Consider the following 25,118-nt stretch of genomic DNA (forward strand, 5'->3'; position numbering starts at 1 on the left):
AGTTAAGCTCTTCAGCGCCGATGGTAGTTGGGGGTCTCCCCCTGTGAGAGTAGGACGTCGCCAAGCAATTTAAAGATCAGCCATACGGCTGGTTTTTTTGTGTTGGTTGAAATAATATGAATTAGAATGAAATTTGGTTTTATAATACCTTTTTTAGGGTATTTATGTTAGAAATTTTAACTTTCATGTTCAAGTGGGTATGTAATTACATATAATTTGGAGAAAATGGATAATGGAGAAAGAGGATGCGTTTAGTTTGCAAATTGCTTTTTTCCTTGTATAATAATAGTCAAATATAGTCAAAGTCAGATTGGAGGAGGCTGAGTGAGAAATATATCTGATGTTATCGAAACTTATTTGAAGCAAGTACTGGAAATAAGTCAAAAAGATATCTTAGAGATTAAAAGAAGTGAAATAGCAGATAAATTTCAATGTGTTCCTTCTCAAATCAATTACGTAATCAACACGCGGTTTACCATCGAGCGAGGCTACGTTGTAGAGAGTAAGCGCGGCGGTGGCGGATATATACGCATCATGAAGGTGGAGTCGCAGGATTACGTGCATCTTATTAACCAATTATTATCGCTTGTTGGTACGAGGGTATCCCAATCCATGGCTGAAGGGGTGATTTCCCGGTTGATGAATGAGGAAGTCATTAATGAGAGAGAAGCAAAAATTATGATGAGTGTCATCGATAGATCGGTTATTTATATCGATCTGCCCGACCGTGATGAGCTTAGATCAAGAATTTTAACTGCGATGCTTACGACTTTAAAATATAAATGAAACTGGCAGAGGTGATGAACGATGATTTGCCAAGAATGTCATCAAAGGCCTGCTACTCTACAATTCACAAAAATCATTAACGGAAAAAAAACTGAAGTCATGATTTGTGAGAAATGTGCTCAGGAAAAAGGTGATATTTTCATGGATGCAGGAGGGCCTGGTTTTTCAATAAATAATTTATTAGCAGGATTGTTGAATATGGAGTCGAATATTCAACAAACAAAGGCAAATGCATTTCCTAAAACGGAGGAGAGGCGGTGCCCGCATTGTCACCGGTCCTATAAAGAATTTGTCCATGTTGGAAAGTTTGGCTGTGCTGAATGTTATAAAACGTTCAATGAACAGCTAAACCCAATTCTTAAGAGGGTTCATAGTGGCAATACTGCACATATAGGGAAAATTCCGAAGAGGATTGGCGGCACGATATATTTAAGAAAGCAAATATTGGATTTAAAAGAGATGTTAAAGACCCACATTAATCAAGAAGAATTCGAGAAAGCGGCAGAGGTTAGGGATAAGGTTCGTTCCCTTGAAAAAAGGTATGAAGCGCTAGAGGGGGGCGAGGAGTCATGAGCTTGGAAAAGTTTGTAGAAAACGCCTTGAGCTCCTGGATGAGTGCTGAAGGGCCGGAAATCGATATTGTATTGAGTTCCAGAATTCGTTTGGCCAGGAACTTCGAAGACTTCACCTTTCCAACCTCCTTTTCTAGTGATGAAGCAAAAAAAATCATTGAATTGGTTAAAAAAAGAATTGAAGAGGAAGTAACACCTGAGATTGGTAAGCTGGAATTGCTTGAAATTGATCAATTACAGCCATTGGAGAAACGGGTTCTCGTTGAAAAGCATTTAATAAGTCCTCACTTAGTCGAGGAATCTGCAAAGAGTGCTTGCCTTCTTTCGGAAAATGAAGAAATTAGTATCATGATTAATGAGGAGGATCATCTCCGAATTCAGTGTTTAATGTCGGGGCTGCAGTTGAAGGAAACCTTAAAGATTGCAAATGTTCTTGACGATTGGATTGAAGAATCCATAGACTATGCATATGATGAGGAAAGAGGGTACCTAACTAGCTGTCCAACAAATGTGGGAACAGGATTAAGAGCTTCCGTTATGATGCATCTGCCGGGCCTTGTGCTTACACAGCAGATGAATAACATCATACCGGCCATCAATCAATTGGGCCTTGTGGTTCGAGGCATTTATGGAGAGGGCAGTCAAGCATTAGGGAATATTTTTCAAATCTCGAATCAAATTACACTTGGAAAGTCGGAAAGGGATATCGTAGAAGATTTAACAAGTGTAGTGCAACAAATCATTGCCCAGGAACGATCGGCAAGGGATGCATTAGTGAGGACCTCTCACATACAATTAGAAGATAGAATTTTCCGTTCACATGGGATACTATCCAATGCTCGCATTATTGAGACAAAGGAAGCGGCTACCTGTATATCCGATGTTAGGTTAGGGATTGATCTTGGGTATATAAAAGATATTTCCAAAAGCATCCTTAATGAATTGATGATTTTGACACAGCCGGGGTTTTTACAAAAATACGCAGGTGGACCATTAAAATCCCACGAAAGGGATATCCGTCGGGCAGCACTTATTCGAGAACGCTTGAATTTCACGGAATCTACCTCCTCATGAGGTCATCGACCTTAGAGTGAGTATCTATATGCCTGTAATAGATGTGGGGAAGAAGTAGCCCCTGCCATTACTTAGAGAAATATCAGCCATTTGATTCAAAAAACGAAAAATTCTTAAGGAGGAATTCCCTATGATGTTTGGTCGTTTTACTGAAAGAGCCCAGAAAGTATTAGCATTAGCACAAGAAGAGGCAATCCGTTTAGGTCATAACAATATTGGAACGGAACATATTTTACTAGGCTTGGTCCGAGAAGGAGATGGCATTGCAGCCAAAGCGTTATTTGCGCTCGGCTTGGGTCCTGATAAAATACAGAAAGAAGTAGAGAATTTGATTGGCCGTGGCCAGGATACGGCTCAAACGATACATTATACCCCAAGAGCGAAGAAAGTGATTGAGCTTTCCATGGATGAGGCAAGAAAATTAGGTCACTCTTATGTTGGGACAGAGCATGTACTGCTCGGTTTGATTAGAGAAGGCGAAGGCGTGGCAGCCCGCGTATTGAATAATCTCGGAGTAAGCCTGAACAAGGCCCGTCAACAAGTATTGCAACTTTTAGGCAGCAATGAATCAGGTGGTCATCAAGGTTCAGCTGCTTCAAATGCAAGTACGCCAACTCTGGATGGCCTTGCCCGTGATTTAACGGCGATCGCACGGGAAGGAAGCCTCGATCCCGTAATTGGCAGAAGTAAGGAAATACAGCGTGTCATAGAGGTATTAAGCCGCCGTACAAAAAACAACCCAGTATTAATTGGGGAACCTGGGGTAGGTAAAACAGCCATCGCTGAAGGTCTTGCCCAACAGATCATCAATAATGAGGTACCAGAAATTCTGCGTGATAAACGCGTAATGACACTCGATATGGGTACTGTTGTGGCTGGTACAAAATACCGGGGCGAGTTCGAGGACCGGTTGAAAAAAGTAATGGATGAAATTCGCCAGGCTGGCAATATCATTTTATTCATCGATGAATTGCATACATTGATCGGTGCAGGCGGGGCAGAGGGTGCCATCGATGCCTCCAATATCCTTAAACCATCATTGGCCCGTGGTGAATTACAATGTATCGGTGCTACCACTTTAGATGAGTACCGTAAATATATTGAAAAGGATGCTGCGCTTGAACGACGTTTCCAGCCAATCCAAGTTGACGAACCGACGATGGAAGAATCGATACAAATCCTCAAGGGGCTGCGTGACCGTTATGAAGCCCATCACCGCGTATCGATTACGGATGAAGCGATTGATGCAGCAGTCAAGTTATCGGATCGTTACATTTCCGATCGCTTTTTACCGGATAAAGCGATTGACTTGATTGATGAAGCTGGGTCCAAGGTTCGCCTGCGCTCATATACAACGCCGCCAAACTTAAAGGAACTTGAAGTGAAGCTGGATGATGTCCGGAAGGAAAAGGATGCTTCCGTTCAGAGCCAGGAATTCGAAAAAGCCGCTTCCCTTCGTGATACGGAACAACGCTTAAGAGAACAATTGGAAGAAACGAAGAAGACCTGGAAAGAAAAACAAGGGCAAGAGAACAGTGAAGTGACTGTGGATGATATTGCCCATGTTGTATCCAGCTGGACGGGAGTTCCAGTCACGAAACTGGCACAGACAGAGTCCGACAAACTGCTGAATATGGAATCAATCCTCCATGACCGCGTGATTGGGCAAGAAGAAGCTGTCATTGCGGTTTCTAAAGCAGTACGCCGTGCTAGAGCGGGCTTGAAGGATCCTAAACGTCCAATTGGTTCTTTCATCTTCTTGGGGCCTACAGGGGTAGGTAAAACCGAGCTTGCCCGTGCCTTGGCTGAATCCATCTTTGGTGATGAAGACGCCATGATCCGCATTGACATGTCCGAGTATATGGAGAAGCATTCGACTTCACGTCTTGTTGGATCCCCTCCAGGATATGTGGGATACGAAGAAGGCGGACAATTAACGGAAAAAGTGCGGAGGAAACCATATTCCGTCGTTCTGCTTGATGAAATCGAAAAGGCACATCCCGATGTCTTCAATATCCTCCTGCAAGTATTGGAAGACGGAAGGCTGACAGATTCGAAGGGGCGTACTGTAGATTTCAGGAACACCATTCTAATCATGACATCGAATGTAGGCGCATCAGCCTTAAAAATTGATAAGTATGTTGGCTTTAATATCCAGGATACGGGTCAGGATTACAAAAATATGAAAGGGAAAGTGATGGAGGAACTTAAACGTGCGTTCCGTCCGGAATTCCTCAATCGTATTGATGAAACGATCGTGTTCCACTCATTAGAAAAGGATCACTTAAAACAAATCGTGACATTAATGTCCAACCAATTGACGACTCGCTTGAAAGAGCAGGAAATCTACTTGGAGCTAACTGATGCCGCCAGGGAAAAAATCGCTACGGAAGGCTTCGATCCCGAATATGGGGCACGGCCGATCCGCAGGGCGCTTCAAAAGCATGTAGAGGATTACCTATCTGAAGAGTTGCTTAAAGGTAACGTGAAAAAAGGGCAAACGGTCGTGATGGATGTTGTAAATAATGAATTTGCGATCCGCCAAGGCGAGCCTGTCAACGTAAGTGAATAACCTGATTCCTAACTCCGAGGTACACGCAGATATTTTTGCCGTGTACCTCTGTTTTTTATCCATAGGTAGAAATGAGCATAAAAGGACAGGGCATTAAGGGTGTTTTTTTAAAAAACTTAACGTCGAGAAGGATTAAATGAACTAAGATGTAATATCCTTACTATAGGCATTTTCAAAAAAGGAAGAGGAGTTATTATGGCAGTAAAGAAGAAAACAAAATTTATGTGTCAGTCTTGCGGTTATGAATCTGCGAAATGGATGGGGAAATGCCCAGGCTGCGGAGAATGGAACAAGATGGTCGAGGAAACTGAAATCGTGAAACCTGCCCGTAAAGGTGCCTTTACCCACTCGGAGGTTAGAGGTTCCGGAGAACGTGAAAAGGCAGCACCGATAACGACTATCCAGTCTGAAAAAGAACCACGGATCAAGACGGACTTAATGGAGCTGAATCGTGCCCTTGGCGGCGGGATCGTCCAGGGTTCACTTGTTTTGATTGGAGGCGATCCGGGTATCGGTAAATCCACCCTGCTTCTACAGGTATCTTCCCAATTAGCGCATAAGCAGAAAAAAGTGCTGTATATATCAGGGGAAGAATCAGTCAAGCAAACTAAATTGCGGGCGGATCGGCTTGGAACGATGTCGGACAATTTATTCGTGTATTCGGAAACGGATATGGATTATATTCAACAGGCGATCGCAGAAGTAAAACCGGATTTGGTCATCATTGATTCCATTCAAACGGTGTACCATTCGGAGGTTACATCAGCACCGGGAAGTGTTTCACAAGTGCGGGAGTGCACAGCCTCACTGATGCGCATCGCTAAAACGAACGGGGTTGCGATCTTTATCGTCGGCCACGTAACAAAGGAAGGGGCAATTGCAGGCCCGCGATTGCTTGAGCATATGGTTGACACCGTTTTATATTTTGAAGGAGAAAGACACCATACATATCGAATTATCCGGGCGGTCAAAAACCGTTTTGGTTCGACGAATGAGATGGGGATTTTTGAAATGAAGGAACATGGCTTGGAGGAAGTGGCGAATCCATCGGAGATTTTCCTTGAGGAAAGGTCACAAGGGGCTTCAGGCTCTACTGTCGTCGCCTCAATGGAAGGAACAAGGCCGGTGCTCGTCGAAATTCAAGCATTGATTTCACCTACGAGTTTTGGAAATCCAAGGCGAATGGCGACAGGAATCGACCATAATCGTGTTTCGCTGCTCATGGCTGTCCTGGAGAAAAGGGTCGGCTTGCTGCTGCAAAATCAAGATGCCTATTTAAAGGTGGCTGGCGGTGTCAAGCTGGATGAACCTGCAATCGACCTCGCTGTCGCAATAAGCATTGCCTCCAGCTTCCGTGATAAACCAACAAACCCTACCGATTGCATCATAGGTGAAGTGGGACTGACGGGTGAAGTAAGAAGGGTGTCACGAATTGAACAAAGAGTTCAGGAAGCAGCAAAACTTGGATTCGAGCGGGTGATCATACCTGCTAATAATATAGGGGGATGGACCGCGCCCAAGGGAATTAAAATAGTTGGCGTTTCATCGGTATCGGAGGCTCTTAAACATTCGTTAGGGGGTTAAGTATGACAGATAAAAAAGGGTATGAGAAAACAAAGCTGGAGATTTTGCAAATTGTAGCTCCGGGTACCCCGCTTCGGGAAGGTATTGAAAATGTTTTGAGGGCCAATACGGGAGGCTTGATAGTCGTTGGATATAACGAGAAGGTGCGAATGATCGTGGATGGCGGCTTTCAAATCAACTGTAACTGTACCCCAAGCACATTGTATGAGCTGGCGAAGATGGATGGAGCCATCATTTTAAATGAAACAGCGAATACGATCATCTTCGCCAATGCCCAGTTAGTGCCCGATAATAGCACACCTTCGACTGAAACGGGAATGAGGCACCGTACAGCGGAACGTGTAGCAAGGGAGACCAAGTCGTTGATCATTGCAATTTCCCAACGACGGAATGTCATCACATTATATCAAGGGAATTTCCGTTATGCCCTCAAAGATATAGGAGTCATACTCGCTAAAGCCAATTTGGCCATTCAAACGTTGGAAAAATATAAGGTGGTCCTACAGCAGAGCATCTCGGTATTGGGGGCGCTCGAGTTTGAGGAAATCGTGACCTATGCCGATCTTTTGCAAGTATTTCACCGTTATGTAATGGTTCTCAGGATTAAGGCGGAGCTACTTACTTACCTGAATGAGCTTGGCACGGAAGGACGATTGATCCGACTGCAGATGAATGAAATCCTGGCGGATATTGAAATGGAGGGGAAATGGCTCATCAAGGATTATACCTCCCGAAATGATGAAAAACCTGAGGAAATCATTAATCGGCTTCAAGAACTGGCGATGCAGGAAAAACTGGATGAAACCATCCTTCTGAAGATTCTTGGCTATCATGGATATATACACCTTGATGAGGCCGTACATCCCCGCGGCTATCGGATCCTCCATAAAATCCCGCGCTTGCCGGTATTGATCATCGAAAATTTAGTGAACCGGTTCGAAAGCTTTAGTGAAGTCAACAAAGCGTCCGTTGAAGACCTTGACGATGTTGAGGGCATTGGGGAAGTCCGTGCCAATAAAATTAAAGAGGGCCTGCGCATTTTAAAAAACCAGCTGGTTACAAATAGAAGGATGTAAAGCGCAGCTTCAAAATTTTCCTATTTTAGCTTGAAATTGATTGGCGCTTATTTTTGACACTCAAAACCTAGGGTGCTAGGCTAATATTACGAAAAAAAGAATAGTCATATTGGTGCATCCATGAATTCCTTAAGTGAATTTCACGTATATAATGAAAACGGATTTTTGAAGGTTTCATTTTTTTTAATTGGTCAATAATGAGTAGAGGGAGGTGAAAGGGATGTTAAAACGCATTATACAAGCATGCTTCTTAATAGTCGGCGGAACTCTTGGTATGATACTCATTCCAGAATTATTAGTTGTTTTACATGCAGATGATATTGCTTTATTAAACAATCCTTATGTAAGTGTACTGTTGGGTGCCATTATCTTTTATCTTATTACTTTTTGGGCAGTAGATCATGTGATCTATTTTATGAAGTGGCTGGAGGAACAGCTTGTTAAGATACCAATTACGGACATCATTTTTGGCAGTGTCGGCCTTTTGGTCGGACTGCTCGCGGCGTTCTTGGTTGGATACGCCTTCAGTGCCATCGGCGTTCCCATTTTAAATACGGTGGTTCCGATCATCCTTACGCTTTTGTTTGGTTATCTTGGTTTCCAGGTCGGCTTTAAAAAGCGCGATGAGCTATTGAATTTATTCACGAAAAATAATAAGAAAAAGAATCCCGACGGTGAAGTAAATGAGGATGAAGAAGGGGATAGCAAGCGGCTAAAGATTCTCGATACAAGCGTCATCATTGATGGCAGGATTGCGGATATCTGTCAGACAGGCTTTCTGGAGGGCACGATTGTCATCCCGCAATTCGTATTGAATGAACTGCAGCATATTGCTGATTCTTCAGATGCCTTGAAAAGGAATCGCGGCAGACGTGGCTTGGATATACTGAACCGGATTCAGAAAGACCTTCCGATTAAAGTTGAAATGTACGAGGGTGACTTTGAGGACATTCAGGAAGTGGACAGCAAGCTGGTGAAGCTTGCCAAGATTTCAGGCGGAATGGTCGTGACGAATGATTTCAATTTAAACAAAGTATGCGAGTTTCAAAATGTGGCGGTTCTTAATATCAATGATCTGGCCAACGCCGTTAAACCGGTTGTACTTCCCGGCGAAGAGATGAATGTTCAAGTCATTAAGGACGGGAAAGAGCAAAACCAAGGCATTGCCTATTTGGATGATGGGACGATGATCGTTGTCGAGGGCGGACGTGACCATATCGGAAAACGCATCGATGTTCTTGTCACAAGTGTACTGCAAACATCTGCAGGCCGAATGATATTCGCTAAACCGAAACTATTAGAAAAAGCATTATAAAGAAGAGTAGGAGAAACCGTTATGTTTTATGATGTAGTGATACCTGCGGCTGGACAAGGGAAAAGAATGAAGGCTGGCAAGAATAAACTGTTTATTGAACTATCAGGCATCCCGATTATTGTATACACGCTTCGTGTCTTTGAAGAAGATCCGGACTGCCGGCAAATCATCCTTTCGATAAACCCGGCTGAAAAGGATTATTTTAATCAGATGATAGCCATGTATGAGTTTAAGAAGGTCAAGAAACTCGTCATTGGTGGCAAGGAGCGTCAACAAAGCGTTTATAATGGGTTGCAGCATGCAGGAGAAGAGATCGTACTAGTACACGACGGGGCCCGCCCTTTTATCGATCAAAAGCAAATCGGTGAATTGACATTAGCGGCTTCCCTTCATGGCGGATCTGTCATTGCCGTCCCTGTTAAAGATACGATTAAAAAAGCGACCGATAATAAGATATTGGAAACGGTGGAACGATCAAGCTTGTGGGCGGTACAAACTCCACAAGCTTTTCGTCTATCCATATTGAAGCGGGCACATGAACAGGCGGATGCAGAAGCATTTTTGGGGACGGACGATGCAAGTTTGCTAGAACGGATCAATGAACAGGTAGTTATTATTGAGGGCAATTATGATAATATTAAAATTACGACTCAGGAAGACCTTTATTTTGCAGAAGCGATTTTACATAAACAAAAAAGAAAATGATTGGAGATAATGATATGTTTCGAATTGGACAAGGATATGACGTTCATCAGCTTGTTGAGGGAAGGCCTCTGATTATTGGCGGCATTACGATTCCATATGAGAAAGGGCTGTTAGGCCATTCCGATGCAGATGTTCTTTTGCATACGGTTGCCGATGCTTGCTTAGGGGCGATTGGTGCTGGGGATATCGGTAAGCACTTCCCGGATACAGATCCGGAATTCAAAGATGCCGATTCGGCAAAATTGCTGCGCCATGTATGGGCACTTGTAAAAAAAGAAGGATATGCATTAGGCAATGCCGACTGTACAATTATTGCCCAAAGCCCAAAAATGGCTCCTCATATAGAGGCAATGCGGGTCAGGATAGCGGAACTTCTGGACTCTTCAATAGATAAGATCAATGTAAAGGCGACCACTACTGAGAAACTTGGATTTACAGGCAGAAGCGAAGGGATTGCGGCACAGGCTGTTGTCTTATTGATGAAAACGAACTGATTTCGTTTTTAGAGTCGATGCCTTTATCCAATCATCCATAAATGATAAAATGAACAATAGAAAAGAATGACTGGGAGGTCTATTTATATCATGAGCAGCGATATTCGAGTTCGCTATGCACCGAGTCCGACTGGACATTTACATATAGGGAATGCACGGACGGCTTTATTCAATTATTTATATGCACGAAATAAAGGCGGGAAATTCATCATTCGTATTGAAGATACCGACCAAAAGAGAAATATCGAAGGCGGCGAGGAAAGCCAGCTTCAATATTTAAAATGGCTTGGCATGGACTGGGATGAAGGTGTGGATGTTGGCGGAGAATACGGCCCATATCGTCAGTCTGAGAGGAATGACCTTTATCAAACGTTTTATCAGGAGCTTTTGGATAAGGAATTGGCTTATAAATGCTATTGCACGGAAGAAGAGCTTGAAGCAGAGCGTGAAGGACAGGTCGAGCGCAATGAAACACCAAAATATTCAGGCAAGTGCAAGCATTTAACCGAGGAAGAGCAAGCGAAACTAGCTGCTGAAGGAAGAAAACCGAGCATCCGTTTTGCCGTTCCGGCTGGGGAAGTCCTTACTTTCAAGGATATGGTCAAGGATGATGTTTCGTTTGAAACGGATGGTTTTGGTGATTTTGTCATCGTGAAGAAGGATGGCATTCCAACTTATAACTTCGCAGTAGCGGTCGATGATCACTTAATGAAGATATCCCATGTGCTGCGCGGGGACGATCATATCTCCAATACTCCAAAGCAGATGATGATCTATCAGGCATTCGGCTGGGAGCCGCCGGTTTTCGGTCATATGACACTGATAGTGAACGAAAGCAGGAAGAAACTGAGTAAACGGGATGAATCGATCATTCAATTCATTGAGCAATATGAAGAACTGGGTTACTTGCCTGAAGCTTTATTCAATTTCATCACATTACTTGGATGGTCTCCAGTCGGGGAGGATGAAATCTTCACGAAGGAAGAATTCATTAATCTTTTCGATGCTGAGCGATTGAGTAAATCACCTGCACTTTTCGATAAGCAAAAGCTTACATGGATGAATAACCAATATGTGAAGCAATTGGACGTCGATTCTGCAGTGGAATTGTCAATGCCTCATTTGATTAAAGCTGGGAAGGTTTCCAAAACGCTGTCGGCAAGTGAGAAAGAGTGGGTACATGGCCTTGTATCCCTTTATCAAGAGCAGATGAGCTATGGAGCGGAAATCGTAGAGCTTTCGCAACTGTTTTTCAAAGATGAGGTCGAGTTCGAAGCGGAAGCGAAGGAAGTGCTGGCCGAGGAACAAGTGCCGGAGGTCATGCAAGCTTTCCTTCAGGAAATCGAAGGTCTGGAACAATTTAATGCCGATGAAATCAAGAAGTCGATTAAAGCGGTTCAAAAAAGCACAGGCCATAAAGGGAAAAAATTATTCATGCCAATCAGGGCGGCCGTCACCGGTCAAACACATGGTCCTGACTTGCCAAAGGCGATTTCGTTATTGGGCAAGGAAAAAATTAAACAGCGGCTTCAGAGTATTTTATATTAACAATTAGTCAAAAATGTAATATAGTATTTAATAATCTTACAAAAGAACGCGTAGATAGGGAGAAGTAAGGAAACGAAGCTTTTTAGAGAGAACCATAACCTGCTGAAAGTGGTTTAAGCCCCTCGTTTTCTGAAATGCACCCTTGAGTCCTTTGCTGAACTAACCTATAGTAGGCACAGGCGGAATGTCCTCCGTTACAGGGATTAAAGTTGGGGATGAAAAAAACAGGGTTAGTATTTACCTGCTTCGTACATGCCAAACAGAGTGGAACCGCGCTTGAAGCGTCTCTGTCTATTTCGACAGAGACGCTTTTTTATTTGCTTAAAAAGCTAAAAGGGGATGCAGGAAAAGTACGGAACATAGGGGGGAATCATTTTGTTTAAGGTGTTTAAAGAGGATATCGAAGTGGTTTTTGATCAAGACCCTGCTGCGCGCAGCTATCTGGAGGTCATTTTGACTTATGCCGGTTTACATGCTATTTGGAGCCATCGGATGGCACACGCCCTATTTAAGAAGAAGTTTTTTTTCCTGGCGAGAAGCATATCCCAAATCAGCCGTTTTTTTACCGGGATTGAAATCCATCCTGGAGCTACTATCGGCCGACGCTTCTTCATCGATCATGGAATGGGGATTGTCATCGGCGAAACGTGTGAGATTGGTGACAATGTATCTGTCTTTCAAGGTGTAACCCTTGGTGGGACAGGAAAGGAAAAGGGAAAACGTCATCCGACAATTAAGGATAACGTGTTGATTGCAACAGGAGCAAAGGTGCTGGGTTCGATTACTATTGGGGAGAACTCGAAAATCGGTGCCGGATCGGTCGTTTTAAAGGAAGTTCCGCCTAATTCAACAGTGGTGGGCATTCCAGGCAAAGTAGTCATTCAAGATGGCATCAAAATCAAAAAAGACCTAAATCATTGTGATCTTCCTGATCCGATTGCCGACCGTTTTAAGGAATTGGATAGTGAAATCAGGTTTCTCAAAGCGAAATTGGCTGAGCAAAAGCAGGAAGAAAGGAGTTTATAATATGACAATCAAAATATATAACACGGCTACCAGAAAAAAAGAAACCTTCATCCCGATGGAGGAAGGCAAGGTGAAGATGTACGTATGTGGGCCAACTGTCTATAATTACATCCATATTGGCAATGCCAGACCGGCAATCGTATTTGATACCGTGCGTAGGTATTTGGATTACCGTGGATATGACGTTCAGTTCGTTTCCAATTTTACGGATGTTGACGATAAGCTTATTCGCGCGGCAAAGGAATTGGGGGAAGATGTCCCAACCATATCGAAGCGCTTCATCGAGGCTTATTTCGAAGATGTATCTGCACTAGGTTGCAAAAAGGCGGATGCCCATCCTACCGTAATCGAGAACATGGATGCTATCATTGAATTCATCTCGACACTGATTGAAAAAGGATTCGCGTATGAATCCGAAGGGGACGTGTATTTCCGGACTCGGAAATTTGATGGCTATGGCAAACTGTCGCATCAGTCCATCGATGAGTTAAGAGTCGGGGCCCGTATAGAAATTGGCGAGAAAAAACAAGATGCCCTTGATTTCGCCTTGTGGAAAGCGGCCAAAGACGGTGAAATTTCTTGGGAGAGTCCATGGGGTAAGGGGCGTCCAGGCTGGCATATCGAATGCTCCGCAATGGTCAGGAAGTATTTGGGCGACACAATCGATATTCATGCAGGAGGTCAAGACCTTGCCTTCCCGCATCATGAAAATGAAATTGCCCAATCTGAAGCATTAACAGGCAAGACCTTTGCGAATTATTGGATGCATAATGGGTATATAAATATTGATAATGAAAAGATGTCTAAATCATTAGGGAATTTCGTTCTTGTTCATGACATTATCAAGCATCATGATCCACAAGTGTTACGGTTCTTCATGTTATCGGTACATTATCGCCATCCGATCAATTATAGTGAAGAAGTGCTGGAAAATGTCAAGGCAGCCCTTGATCGACTGAAGACATCTTACCAAAACTTAAAGCATCGTCTGCAAGCTAGCGACGGACTAACAGAAAACAATGAAGCTTGGCTCGTGAAGGTTGATGAATTACACGAACAATTCATTGTTGAAATGGACGATGACTTCAATACAGCCAATGCCATTTCCATCCTTTTTGAACTGTCCAAACAAGCAAATTATTACATGATGGAGAAAAATACACATAAGGAAGTCATCGATGCTTTCCTTGAAAAATTCAATACCTTATTTTCTGTCCTAGGTCTTTCCCTGGAAGAGGAGGGGCTGCTGGATGAAGAAATCGAAGGATTGATTCAGCAAAGAATTCAAGCGCGTAAAGACCGCAACTTTGGGTTATCTGATGAAATTCGTGATCGCTTGAAAAGCATGAACATCATATTAGAGGATACCCCTCAAGGTACAAGATGGAAAAGAGGGTAAGGAATGCTTCATTACGATAGTAAGATAGATGCAAAAATGTTGAACAGCCTTGCTTTGGCTTATATAGGTGATGCCGTATACGAGACGTATATCCGGCATCACCTCATTCAAAACGGAGCGGTCAAACCTAATCTGCTGCACAAGAAAGCTACATCATTTGTAGCGGCTAAAGCACAAAACAAAATCATCCATTTTTTCTTGGAGTCAAATTGGTTATCGGAAGAGGAATCTGCTGTCGTTCGGCGGGGCCGAAATGCAAAATCAGGTACCGTCCCGAAAAACACGGATGTGCAAACGTATCGCTACAGTACAGCCTTCGAGGCACTGATCGGCTATTTGTATCTGTCAGGCCGAATTGAAAGAATGGAAGAACTCATAAAAAATTCTATTGAATACATTGAAGAAGAAAAGGGGCGTAATCCATGAGTGAAGAATATATCATTGGCAGGAACCCCGTTTTGGAAGCTCTTCGCTCCGAACGGGATATTAATAAAATTTGGATAGCGGAGGGGTCGCAAAAAGGATCGATGCAGCCTTTAATCGGGTTGGCGAAGGAAAAGAAGGTATTTATGCAAATCGTTCCGAAGAAAAAAATTGACCAAATGGTAGAAGGCATCCATCAAGGTGTTGTCGCACAAGTTGCGGCTTATGAATATGTGGAATTGGATGACTTATTCGCAAAAGCGGCAGAGCGGGACGAAGCACCTTTTTTCATGATTCTTGATGAAGTCGAAGATCCGCATAATTTAGGTTCGATCATGAGAACGGCAGATGCAGTCGGGGCTCATGGAATCATCATTCCAAAAAGAAGAGCGGTGGGCTTAACGGCAACCGTGGCGAAAGCTTCAACAGGTGCAATTGAGTATATCCCGGTAGCCCGCGTCACCAATTTGGCAAGAGCGGTGGAAGAGTTGAAGGAGCGCGGTGTTTGGATTGTCGGAACAGATGCGAAAGGCAGCGATGATTACCGTAACATGGATGGAAAGATGCCGATTGGACTCGTTATCGGAAGTGAAGGAAAAGGGATGGCCCGGTTAATGAAAGAAAAATGCGATTTCCTCATCCGTTTGCCTATGGCTGGACAAGTAACTTCGTTAAATGCATCAGTTGCAGCCGGTTTATTGATGTATGAGGTCTATCGCAAAAGAAATCCTTTAGGACAATAATCAGATGGATATTCTGTTGGTGGACGGTTATAACATTATTGGGGCTTGGCCGGAACTGAGAGAATTAAAAGAACGGGATCTTGCTGCCGCACGAGATAGGCTGATTGAAATGATGGCCGAATATCAGGCATTTACCGGATCCCGGGTAATTGTCGTATTCGACGCCCAATATGTTCAAGGAATTGCCCGTATTTTCAAAAATCATAAGGTTGACGTAATTTTTACAAAAGAAAATGAAACCGCTGATGAGAAAATAGAAAAGATGGCCATTGAGCTGAATAATGTCAAAACGCAGATTCAAGTTGCCACCTCTGACTTCACGGAGCAGTGGGTGATCTTTGGCCAAGGGGCTCTAAGGAAATCAGCTCGTGAACTGCTTATTGAAATGGAAGAAATCCAAGGGGAAATCAAGAAAGATGTCAGAAAAACAACAACGATAAAACCGGCTGGCAAAATTCCTTTGAGCGAAGAAGTGGCAGAAATTTTCGAAAAATGGCGCCGCGGGAAAATTTGAACCATTGACGGGTAAATTTTACCTGCTGTATAATATTTCTATCTGAGTCAGGTCAGGGGGATATAATGTGGGTCTCAAATTCGGAATGAAGCTGAACGAAAAATATCTGCAGTTTGATGATGATGAATTGATAGGGTTGGTTCATACTGGTGACAGTGAGGCGCTGGATTATTTGATCCAAAAATATCGTAATTTTGTAAGAGCCAAGGCAAGGACTTATTTCTTAATTGGTGCAGATAAGGAAGACATCGTGCAAGAAGGTATGATTGGTCTGTATAAAGCCGTCCGTGATTTTAAAGGCGATAAATTATCTTCCTTTAAAGCATTTGCAGAACTATGCATTACGAGGCAAATCATTACAGCTATTAAAACAGCAACACGTCAAAAACATATTCCGCTCAATTCCTATGTTTCCCTGGACAAGCCCATTTACGATGAAGAATCGGACCGAACTCTTATGGATATTATATCGGGTACGAAGGTTCTCGACCCGGAAGAGCTGATTATCAACCAAGAAGAGTTTGACGATATCGAATTGAAGATGGCCGAGCTCCTGAGTGATCTTGAGAGAAAAGTATTGGCTCTTTACCTGGATGGACAAACCTACCAAGAAATTTCAGAAGAGTTGAACAGGCATGTTAAGTCAATCGACAACGCCCTTCAGCGGGTGAAAAGAAAGCTCGAGCGCTATTTGGAAGTAAGGGAAATCAGTTTATAATCCCTCCGCTTTTTCCGCTTAATTTCATCTGTCCCTTCTCCACTTGGAAAGTTATTTTTCACTAAGTATTTTAACAGTGTTGGCAGAAACCGAAGTTGCGCCCGAATGATGTCCTTACTGTGTGAATTCCGCTTTGATATTGACAATAAAAGACAGCCGTGATAAGGTTTGATGGATATAGTAGATAGGAAAGGTGTATCTAATGCCGAAAAAAATCGTTCTTGCCTGCACGGATTGCGGTTCAAGAAATTACAGTTATGAAAGCAAACAATCGACAAGCGGCGAACGCCTGGAAATCAAGAAATTTTGCAGTACATGCAATGCACATACAATTCATAAAGAAACGAAATAAATGTTGTATAAATAGATTGACAGAAGCTTCTAATGCTTGGAGGATACATTCATGAAACGTTTTACCGAATTTTTCAGCGGTGTCGCTCGCGAAATGCAAAAAGTAAGCTGGCCAAAACGCAAGGAACTGACTAAATATACAATCGTGGTAGTAACGACTGTAATATTTATGGCGTTATTCTTTACAGTGGTCGATATGGGCATTTCCGAATTAATTCGCCTAGTTATTGAATAAGAGATTCGAAAATAAGGTATAATAGTGATAGAATAATATGTGTCAGCAGAAAAGCCCGGAAACGGGTTTTTTAATTTGTCTTTTTTAAGAAGTGAAGTGAAGAAGTCCATAATCGTACACTGCTGCAATAGAAATCACAACAATATATTCTAGTAAAGTCGGTTGGCTAAAACGTGAAAAGATAAAGCTCAATAAAGAAAATGATTGATTGCAGGGAGGGAAGGACGTTAAAGTCCTAATGTATGGAAAAGAATTGGTATGTAGTTCACACCTATTCAGGGTATGAGAACAAGGTTAAGGCTAACTTGGAAAAACGTGTTGAAACAATGGGAATGGAAGACAAGATCTTTCGGGTTGTAGTTCCTGAAGAGGAAGAAACGGAAATCAAAGATGGTAAAAAGAAAGTGACCAAAAAGAAAGTATTCCCAGGTTATGTACTAGTGGAAATCATCATGACGGATGACTCCTGGTATGTGGTCCGGAATACGCCTGGCGTAACAGGCTTCGTAGGTTCATCCGGAGCCGGTTCCAAGCCGACTGCATTGCTTCCGGAGGAAATTGAAGTCGTTCTTAAACGAATGGGCGTCGATGAAAACAAATTCGAAGTTGATTTTGAAATCGGGGAAACCGTTCAGGTTAAAGAAGGTCCGTTTGCAACCTTTGCAGGACCGATAGAAGAACTGGATAAAGATAAAGGTAAAGTGCGAGTGTTAGTCAACATGTTCGGCCGTGATACACCGGTTGAACTTGATTTTAATCAAGTGGAAAAATTATAAACGGAAAAAAACTTGAAATTGCCATTTGAAAGTGGTAAAATTTCAAAGGTCAGTATGTTTCAAATTTTTAGGCCTCAACGATACAAGCATTCTTTATTAATATATAAAGAATTCAAGATGAGTGGGAGGGTATACCCCTATTACCACATCACGGACTTATAAGGAGGTGTGTCTCGTGGCTAAAAAAGTAATTAAAATGGTTAAATTGCAAATTCCTGCTGGTAAAGCGAATCCTGCACCGCCGGTCGGTCCTGCATTAGGTCAAGCTGGTGTAAACATCATGGGATTCTGTAAGGAGTTCAACGCTCGTACAGCAGATCAAGCTGGTCTAATTATTCCTGTTGAAATCACGGTATTTGAAGACCGTTCATTTACATTCATTACAAAAACTCCACCGGCTGCTGTTTTGCTTAAGAAAGTAGCAGGTATCGAGTCTGGTTCTGGTGAACCTAACCGTAATAAAGTTGCTACAGTCAAGCGTGATCAAGTGCGCGAGATTGCTGAAACTAAAATGCCTGACCTAAACGCTGCAAACGTTGAATCTGCAATGCGTATGGTTGAAGGTACTGCTCGCAGCATGGGTATTGTCATCGAAGACTAATCCATGTAATAGCTATTTGTTTCTACGAGGTTGCGATTGATACTCGCAACCTTTATTCGTGGGAGGTCATTCCGTTAAAACCACAATTTAGGAGGATTTATATCATGGCTAAAAAAGGTAAAAAGTATCTTGAAGCAGCTAAGCTTGTAGAAGTTTCTAAGGCTTATGCTGTAACTGAAGCAGTTGAAGTGGCTAAAAAAGCTAACTTCGCAAAATTCGATGCGACTGTTGAAGTTGCTTTCCGTTTAGGCGTAGACCCTAAGAAAGCTGACCAACAAATTCGTGGAGCGGTTGTTCTACCGAATGGTACTGGTAAAACTCAACGCGTATTAGTATTCGCTAAAGGCGAAAAAGCAAAAGAAGCGGAAGCTGCTGGTGCTGACTACGTTGGCGAATCTGACTTCATCAACAAAATCCAACAAGGATGGTTCGAATTCGATGTAATCGTAGCGACTCCAGACATGATGGGTGAAGTTGGTAAACTTGGACGTGTTTTAGGACCTAAAGGTTTAATGCCTAACCCTAAAACTGGTACAGTAACATTCGACGTAACGAAAGCCGTTAATGAAATCAAAGCTGGTAAAGTTGAATACCGCGTAGATAAAGCTGGTAACATCCATGCTCCAATCGGTAAAGTATCTTTCGAAGATGCTAAGCTAGTGGAAAACTTCACTACTATCTATGATACATTAATGAAAGTTAAACCTGCGGCTGCTAAAGGGACTTACATGAAAAACGTTTCTGTAACGACTACAATGGGCCCTGGTGTGAAAGTGGATCCTTCAACTTTCAATAAATAATTGACATCCCAAAACTATTATGGTTATAATAAGTTTTGTTGTTAATAAATGAATATCATTTGTACCGTAGACAGTAGGAGCTCTAATAGAGCTTAATTCCCTGCCGAGGTAATTCGATAATAATAGTCGTTGACTATGACCTTTGAAATTACTGCCTTCATGTCTGCAATAGAGATGAAGGCTTTTTCTTTGAACGGTATAAATGTTTTCAAGCAAATCTACAGGAGGTGTAAGGATGAACGCAATTATTGAACAAAAGCAAAAGATCGTTGCTGAGATTTCTGAGAAATTAGCTGCAAGCCAATCAACAGTAGTTGTTGACTACCGTGGATTGACTGTTGCTGAAGTAACAGAACTTCGTAAGCAACTTCGTGAAGCTGGCGTTGAGTTTAAAGTTTACAAAAACTCTTTAACTCGTCGTGCTGCTGAAAGTGCTGAGCTTAGCGCTTTGAACGAATCATTAACAGGACCAAACGCAATCGCATTCTCAACTGAAGATGTTATTGCGCCAGCAAAAATCCTTAACGATTTTGCGAAAAAACATGAAGCGTTAGAAATCAAAGCTGGAGTTATCGAAGGAAATGTTGCAACTGCTGAAGAAATTAAAGCTCTTGCAGAACTACCTTCACGCGAAGGCCTACTTTCAATGCTACTCAGCGTGCTACAAGCACCTATGCGCGGACTTGCTCTTGCTACAAAAGCAGTTGCAGAACAAAAAGAAGAACAAGGCGCGTAAGCTAATCGCTTAACCTGCCTATTGAATCACAAAAAAACCAACCATTTCGAGGAGGAAATAACAATGACTAAAGATCAAATCTTAGAAGCAGTTAAAAACATGACTGTTTTAGAATTAAACGACCTTGTAAAAGCAATCGAAGAAGAATTTGGCGTAACTGCTGCTGCACCTGTAGCTGTAGCTGCTGCTGGTGGCGCTGCTGCTGAAGAGCAAACTGAGTTTGATGTAATCCTTACATCTGCTGGAGATCAAAAAATTAAAGTTATCAAAGCTGTACGTGAAGTTACAGGTCTTGGACTTAAAGAAGCAAAAGAACTTGTTGACAACACTCCAAAAGCAATCAAAGAAGGCGCTTCTAAAGAAGAGGCTGAAGAAGTTAAAGCTAAACTTGAAGAAGTTGGAGCTGGCGTTGAAGTTAAGTAATCTTGCATAAACAAAAAGCTCGCTATCACTGGCGGGCTTTTTTTCTTCATTTTAAAGAAATGAAGAAAACCGGCCGTTGATGGTTTGATAACGAAGGTATCAACATTAAGCTTTTGGCATGCAAGCATCCATTCTTCAATTCTCTTCTCTCATTAAATCTTCAATATTCCTTTCTGATAGGGGGAGATGACTCTGACGGAGCATTACTACTCACGAAAACCGGATGTCGAAAGCAATCCGAAATTTTGGGATTTTACATTAATGGGGCGTACCTTTCGCTTCAAAAGTGATAATGGTGTGTTTTCTAAAAAGGAAGTCGATTTTGGGTCGCGCCTTTTAGTTGAGAGCTTTACCCTCAATGAAGCTGTGGAAGGAAATATTCTTGATGTAGGCTGCGGGTATGGGCCAATCGGAATATCGATCGCGGCGGCTTATCCCGATAGAAAGATAGAAATGATCGATATAAATAGCCGGGCAGTTGAATTGTCAAAAGAAAATGCCGCCTCTAATGGGATTGCAAATGTGGAGATTTACGAAAGTGATCGTTTTGACAAAGTAGGCGCCAATCAATTCGCTGCAATTCTTACGAACCCTCCCATTCGCGCAGGTAAAAGTGTAGTCCACGAAATTTTAGAAGAAGGCTATCGCAGCTTGGTGGCCGGTGGAGAATTATGGGTGGTCATTCAAAAAAAACAAGGTGCACCATCCGCCATGGATAAAATGGAGCAATTATTTGGAAATATTGAAGTGCCGATAAAGAAAAAAGGTTACTATATACTGTTATCCAAAAAGGTTTGACTCTAAATTTTCGCTATGTTAGTATTATAAAATGCATATATATAATTCCGTAACTATGCAATTTTTATACCATTGGTGTATAACCAATGGATAATATGGGAAAAATATATAAATAATAGTTCGTTTTATGAGAAATAGTGGTTTTTAAAATAAAAACCATTTTCTTTTTGTCTATGGAAATGATTCCTTTTCCGAGGCAAATGGATCCTTATAACGCTTGATTTAAGGGGTGAATCAGTTGACAGGTCAACTTGTTCAGTATGGACGACACCGCCAACGTAGAAGTTATGCAAGAATCAGTGAGGTTTTGGATCTTCCGAATCTGATTGAAATTCAAACAGCTTCTTATCAATGGTTTCTAGATGTAGGTTTAAAGGAAATGTTCCAGGATATTTCCCCTATTGAAGATTTTACAGGTAATTTATCGTTAGAATTCATCGACTACAGCTTAGCTGAGCCGAAGTATTCTGTGGAAGAAACAAAAGAACGCGATGTTACGTATTCTGCACCACTTCGTGTAAAAGTGCGCCTTGTTAACAAAGAAACAGGGGAAGTTAAAGACCAAGATGTATTTATGGGTGACTTCCCGTTGATGACGGAAACAGGTACATTTGTCATCAATGGTGCCGAACGGGTTATCGTATCCCAGTTAGTGCGCTCACCTAGCGTATATTACAACGGAAAAATGGATAAAAACGGTAAGTTAGGATTCTCTGCGACCGTTATTCCAAACCGTGGCGCATGGCTCGAGTATGAAACAGACGCCAAGGATGTCGTTTATGTTCGAATCGACCGCACCAGGAAATTACCTATAACAGTATTGATGCGTGCTCTTGGATTCGGAACTGATCAGGAAATCATTGATTTGATCGGTGACAATGAATACCTTCGAAACACACTTGAAAAGGATAATACCGAGAGTGTAGAGAAAGCATTGCTGGAAATCTATGAGCGTTTACGCCCGGGTGAACCACCTACTGTCGAAAACGCGAAAAGTCTATTGGTTTCACGCTTTTTTGATCCAAAACGTTATGATTTGGCTAACGTAGGTCGTTATAAAATTAACAAAAAACTGCATATAAAGAACCGTTTGTTCGGACAACGTATTGCAGAGACCTTGATTGATCCGGAAACTGGTGAAATCATTGTCGAAAAAGGTACAATGCTTGACCGCCGTACACTTGATAGGATTCTGCCTCATATTGAAGCTGGAATCGGATTCAAAACATTCCATCCTTCAGGCGGCGTGGTGGAAGAAGAGACCCTTCTTCAGCCTATTAAAGTGTTTGCGCCAAACGATGCTGAAGGTGAAAAGGTAATCAATATCATCGGTAATGCTTATGTGACTGATAAGGTCAAAAACATTACACCGGCTGATATTATTTCTTCTATTAGTTATTTCTTTAACTTATTGCATGGTGTAGGAATCACGGATGACATCGACCATTTAGGTAACCGTCGTCTGCGTTCTGTTGGTGAATTGCTTCAAAACCAATTTAGAATCGGTTTATCTCGTATGGAACGTGTCGTTCGCGAACGGATGTCCATTCAAGATACAAATACGATAACGCCACAGCAACTAATCAACATTCGTCCTGTGATTGCATCCATCAAAGAGTTTTTTGGAAGCTCACAGCTTTCTCAATTCATGGATCAAACGAACCCATTGGCTGAACTGACTCATAAACGCCGTCTTTCTGCATTGGGACCTGGTGGTTTGACACGTGAGCGTGCCGGATTTGAAGTACGTGACGTTCATTATTCCCACTATGGCCGTATGTGTCCGATTGAAACGCCTGAGGGACCGAATATTGGTTTGATTAACTCTCTATCCAGTTTTGCAAAGGTAAATCCATACGGTTTCATCGAAACACCGTATCGTCGGGTCGATCCTGAAACTGGTAGAATCACAAGCCAAATTGACTACTTAACAGCTGATGAGGAAGATAACTATGTAGTTGCCCAAGCGAATGTACGTTTATCTGATGACGGATCATTCCTTGATAATGATGTCGTTGCACGTTTCCGCGGTGAAAATACCGTTGTTCCGCGTGACCGCGTCGATTACATGGATGTATCTCCTAAACAAGTCGTTTCTGCTGCGACAGCATGTATTCCTTTCTTGGAAAACGATGACTCCAACCGTGCCCTTATGGGAGCGAACATGCAGCGTCAAGCAGTGCCTTTGCTACAACCGGAAGCGCCTCGAGTTGGAACGGGTATGGAATATGTTTCAGCGAAAGATTCCGGTGCCGCTGTCATCTGTAAGCACCCTGGTATCGTAGAGCACGTTGAATCACGTGAAGTATGGGTCCGCAGGGTAAGTGAAGTTGACGGACAGCAAGTAAAAGGCAATTTGGATAAATACCGTCTATTAAAATTCATTCGTTCTAACCAAGGAACGTGTTATAATCAACGCCCGATCGTAAGTGTCGGCGACAACGTCGTAAAAGGTGAAATTCTTGCTGATGGTCCTTCCATGGAAAAAGGTGAGTTAGCACTTGGACGTAACGTATTGGTTGCCTTCATGACATGGGATGGGTACAACTATGAAGATGCCATCATCATGAGTGAACGTTTAGTTAAAGATGATGTGTATACTTCTATCCATATTGAAGAATATGAATCTGAATCACGTGATACAAAATTAGGGCCTGAAGAAATCACTCGTGATATCCCTAATGTCGGGGAAGATGCGCTTCGTAATCTTGATGAGCGCGGAATTATCCGTGTTGGTGCAGAAGTAAAAGACGGAGATCTTCTAGTTGGTAAAGTCACGCCTAAAGGTGTAACCGAATTGACTGCTGAGGAACGTTTATTACATGCAATCTTTGGTGAAAAAGCACGTGAAGTAAGAGATACATCACTTCGTGTACCTCACGGCGGCGGTGGAATCGTCCTTGATGTTAAAGTATTTAACAGAGAAGATGGCGATGAACTTCCTCCTGGTGTAAACCAACTTGCACGTGTATATATCGTACAAAAACGTAAAATCCATGAAGGCGATAAAATGGCTGGACGACATGGTAACAAAGGGGTAATCTCCAGGATCCTTCCTGAAGAGGATATGCCTTATTTACCAGACGGCACTCCAGTCGACATCATGTTGAATCCACTGGGTGTACCTTCACGTATGAACATCGGACAGGTGCTTGAGCTGCACTTAGGTATGGCTGCACGCTCGCTTGGCATTCATGTAGCATCTCCTGTATTCGATGGTGCCACAGAGGAAGATGTTTGGGGTACGATTGCAGAAGCCGGGATGTCCCGTGATGCAAAAACTGTACTTTATGATGGTCGTTCAGGTGAAGCGTTCGATAACCGTGTGTCAGTCGGTGTCATGTATATGATTAAACTTGCACATATGGTCGATGATAAACTACATGCACGTTCAACTGGTCCTTACTCCCTAGTTACGCAACAACCACTTGGTGGTAAAGCGCAATTCGGTGGACAGCGTTTCGGTGAGATGGAAGTATGGGCACTTGAAGCTTATGGTGCTGCTTATACATTACAAGAAATCCTAACCGTTAAATCAGATGATGTCGTTGGTCGTGTGAAAACGTACGAAGCGATTGTCAAAGGTGAAAATGTCCCTGAACCTGGCGTTCCTGAATCCTTCAAAGTATTGATCAAGGAGCTTCAAAGTTTAGGATTGGATGTTAAAATTCTTAATGCCGAAGACCGTGAAATCGAAATGCGTGATTTGGAAGATGAAGAAGAAGCCAACCAAGCAGACAAATTAAGCCTTGATGCTGATACAAAAGATATGGTTGCCTCCGAAGTAGGGGCACCTGTCAAAGAATAAAAATTAAATATAAACATTTCTAGTTATATATAATCCGCTCT

Annotated in this window: 25 protein-coding genes and 2 other annotated features; all 25 genes read left to right on the forward strand. The window is 42.5% G+C overall.

From position 1 onward, the window contains the following. Window positions 1-324: 324 nt before the first annotated feature. The 25 genes from ASU00_RS19725 (at window position 325) to rpoB (ending at window position 25,077) form a co-directional block, all read left to right on the forward strand. Window positions 325-786 carry a CtsR family transcriptional regulator gene (locus ASU00_RS19725; protein WP_057915187.1) on the forward strand — a complete coding sequence of 154 codons (462 nt, stop codon included), beginning with the start codon at window positions 325-327 and terminating at the stop codon, window positions 784-786. 21 nt (window positions 787-807) lie between these two features. Continuing rightward, window positions 808-1,359 carry a UvrB/UvrC motif-containing protein gene (locus ASU00_RS19730; RefSeq protein WP_057915188.1) on the forward strand — a complete coding sequence of 184 codons (552 nt, stop codon included), beginning with the start codon at window positions 808-810 and terminating at the stop codon, window positions 1,357-1,359. Beyond that, the gene (locus ASU00_RS19735; RefSeq protein WP_057915189.1) at window positions 1,356-2,432 is read left to right on the forward strand and encodes a protein arginine kinase; all 1,077 of its coding nucleotides are present in this window, start codon (window positions 1,356-1,358) and stop codon (window positions 2,430-2,432) included. The genes ASU00_RS19730 and ASU00_RS19735 overlap by 4 nt, the downstream gene beginning before the upstream one ends. 130 nt (window positions 2,433-2,562) lie before the next feature. Then, entirely contained in the window at window positions 2,563-5,004 is a 2,442-nt protein-coding gene (gene clpC / locus ASU00_RS19740; RefSeq protein ID WP_057915190.1) for an ATP-dependent protease ATP-binding subunit ClpC, read from the forward strand. Window positions 5,005-5,199: 195 nt separating this feature from the next. Beyond that, window positions 5,200-6,588 (forward strand): DNA repair protein RadA, encoded by a 1,389-nt coding sequence (gene radA / locus ASU00_RS19745; RefSeq protein ID WP_057915191.1) that lies wholly within the window; start codon window positions 5,200-5,202, stop codon window positions 6,586-6,588. A gap of 2 nt (window positions 6,589-6,590) precedes the next feature. Then, on the forward strand, window positions 6,591-7,664 hold the full coding sequence (gene disA / locus ASU00_RS19750) for a DNA integrity scanning diadenylate cyclase DisA (RefSeq protein ID WP_057915192.1): 1,074 nt from the start codon (window positions 6,591-6,593) through the stop codon (window positions 7,662-7,664). Window positions 7,665-7,884: 220 nt separating this feature from the next. Next, window positions 7,885-8,979 carry a PIN/TRAM domain-containing protein gene (locus tag ASU00_RS19755; protein WP_057915193.1) on the forward strand — a complete coding sequence of 365 codons (1,095 nt, stop codon included), beginning with the start codon at window positions 7,885-7,887 and terminating at the stop codon, window positions 8,977-8,979. 21 nt (window positions 8,980-9,000) lie between these two features. Further along, window positions 9,001-9,684, forward strand: coding sequence for a 2-C-methyl-D-erythritol 4-phosphate cytidylyltransferase (ispD, locus tag ASU00_RS19760; RefSeq protein WP_057915194.1), 684 nt, complete (start codon window positions 9,001-9,003; stop codon window positions 9,682-9,684). A gap of 14 nt (window positions 9,685-9,698) precedes the next feature. Then, window positions 9,699-10,178 (forward strand): 2-C-methyl-D-erythritol 2,4-cyclodiphosphate synthase, encoded by a 480-nt coding sequence (gene ispF / locus ASU00_RS19765; protein ID WP_057915195.1) that lies wholly within the window; start codon window positions 9,699-9,701, stop codon window positions 10,176-10,178. Between the two features lie 90 nt (window positions 10,179-10,268). Further along, window positions 10,269-11,726, forward strand: a complete 1,458-nt coding sequence (gene gltX, locus ASU00_RS19770; RefSeq protein WP_057915196.1) for a glutamate--tRNA ligase — start codon at window positions 10,269-10,271, stop codon at window positions 11,724-11,726. A gap of 42 nt (window positions 11,727-11,768) precedes the next feature. Beyond that, window positions 11,769-12,018: a binding site (T-box leader), on the forward strand. A gap of 83 nt (window positions 12,019-12,101) precedes the next feature. After that, window positions 12,102-12,752: a serine O-acetyltransferase gene (gene cysE, locus ASU00_RS19775; RefSeq protein ID WP_057915197.1), complete on the forward strand. Its 651-nt coding sequence runs from the start codon at window positions 12,102-12,104 to the stop codon at window positions 12,750-12,752. Between the two features lies 1 nt (window position 12,753). Beyond that, window positions 12,754-14,151, forward strand: a complete 1,398-nt coding sequence (cysS, locus tag ASU00_RS19780; RefSeq protein ID WP_057915198.1) for a cysteine--tRNA ligase — start codon at window positions 12,754-12,756, stop codon at window positions 14,149-14,151. A 3-nt stretch (window positions 14,152-14,154) separates the two neighbouring features. Next, window positions 14,155-14,577, forward strand: a complete 423-nt coding sequence (locus ASU00_RS19785) for a Mini-ribonuclease 3 (RefSeq protein ID WP_057915199.1) — start codon at window positions 14,155-14,157, stop codon at window positions 14,575-14,577. Next, window positions 14,574-15,317 (forward strand): 23S rRNA (guanosine(2251)-2'-O)-methyltransferase RlmB, encoded by a 744-nt coding sequence (gene rlmB / locus ASU00_RS19790; RefSeq protein ID WP_057915200.1) that lies wholly within the window; start codon window positions 14,574-14,576, stop codon window positions 15,315-15,317. Before ASU00_RS19785 ends, rlmB begins: the two co-directional genes overlap by 4 nt. A gap of 4 nt (window positions 15,318-15,321) precedes the next feature. Beyond that, entirely contained in the window at window positions 15,322-15,831 is a 510-nt protein-coding gene (locus tag ASU00_RS19795) for an NYN domain-containing protein (RefSeq protein ID WP_057915201.1), read from the forward strand. 85 nt (window positions 15,832-15,916) lie between these two features. Further along, window positions 15,917-16,549 (forward strand): RNA polymerase sporulation sigma factor SigH, encoded by a 633-nt coding sequence (gene sigH / locus ASU00_RS19800; protein ID WP_152983803.1) that lies wholly within the window; start codon window positions 15,917-15,919, stop codon window positions 16,547-16,549. A gap of 202 nt (window positions 16,550-16,751) precedes the next feature. Next, window positions 16,752-16,901 carry a 50S ribosomal protein L33 gene (rpmG, locus tag ASU00_RS19805; protein ID WP_057915203.1) on the forward strand — a complete coding sequence of 50 codons (150 nt, stop codon included), beginning with the start codon at window positions 16,752-16,754 and terminating at the stop codon, window positions 16,899-16,901. A gap of 51 nt (window positions 16,902-16,952) precedes the next feature. After that, the gene (secE, locus tag ASU00_RS19810) at window positions 16,953-17,135 is read left to right on the forward strand and encodes a preprotein translocase subunit SecE (protein WP_057915204.1); all 183 of its coding nucleotides are present in this window, start codon (window positions 16,953-16,955) and stop codon (window positions 17,133-17,135) included. Between the two features lie 242 nt (window positions 17,136-17,377). After that, entirely contained in the window at window positions 17,378-17,911 is a 534-nt protein-coding gene (nusG, locus tag ASU00_RS19815; protein ID WP_057915205.1) for a transcription termination/antitermination protein NusG, read from the forward strand. A 175-nt stretch (window positions 17,912-18,086) separates the two neighbouring features. Continuing rightward, window positions 18,087-18,512 carry a 50S ribosomal protein L11 gene (gene rplK / locus ASU00_RS19820; RefSeq protein ID WP_057915206.1) on the forward strand — a complete coding sequence of 142 codons (426 nt, stop codon included), beginning with the start codon at window positions 18,087-18,089 and terminating at the stop codon, window positions 18,510-18,512. A 104-nt stretch (window positions 18,513-18,616) separates the two neighbouring features. Next, window positions 18,617-19,312, forward strand: a complete 696-nt coding sequence (gene rplA / locus ASU00_RS19825) for a 50S ribosomal protein L1 (RefSeq protein WP_057915207.1) — start codon at window positions 18,617-18,619, stop codon at window positions 19,310-19,312. A 46-nt stretch (window positions 19,313-19,358) separates the two neighbouring features. Continuing rightward, window positions 19,359-19,509 (forward strand) — a sequence feature (ribosomal protein L10 leader region). 38 nt (window positions 19,510-19,547) lie between these two features. Further along, window positions 19,548-20,048, forward strand: a complete 501-nt coding sequence (gene rplJ / locus ASU00_RS19830; RefSeq protein ID WP_057915208.1) for a 50S ribosomal protein L10 — start codon at window positions 19,548-19,550, stop codon at window positions 20,046-20,048. Window positions 20,049-20,111: 63 nt separating this feature from the next. Further along, window positions 20,112-20,471: a 50S ribosomal protein L7/L12 gene (gene rplL, locus ASU00_RS19835; RefSeq protein WP_053349071.1), complete on the forward strand. Its 360-nt coding sequence runs from the start codon at window positions 20,112-20,114 to the stop codon at window positions 20,469-20,471. A 192-nt stretch (window positions 20,472-20,663) separates the two neighbouring features. Then, complete coding sequence (locus ASU00_RS19840) at window positions 20,664-21,269, forward strand: class I SAM-dependent methyltransferase (RefSeq protein WP_057915243.1); 606 nt, start codon at window positions 20,664-20,666, stop codon at window positions 21,267-21,269. 238 nt (window positions 21,270-21,507) lie between these two features. Beyond that, window positions 21,508-25,077 carry a DNA-directed RNA polymerase subunit beta gene (gene rpoB / locus ASU00_RS19845; RefSeq protein ID WP_057915209.1) on the forward strand — a complete coding sequence of 1,190 codons (3,570 nt, stop codon included), beginning with the start codon at window positions 21,508-21,510 and terminating at the stop codon, window positions 25,075-25,077. The last annotated feature ends 41 nt before the right edge of the window (window positions 25,078-25,118 follow it).

The sequence above is a fragment of the Peribacillus muralis genome, assembly GCF_001439925.1.
Lineage (GTDB): Bacteria > Bacillota > Bacilli > Bacillales > DSM-1321 > Peribacillus > Peribacillus muralis.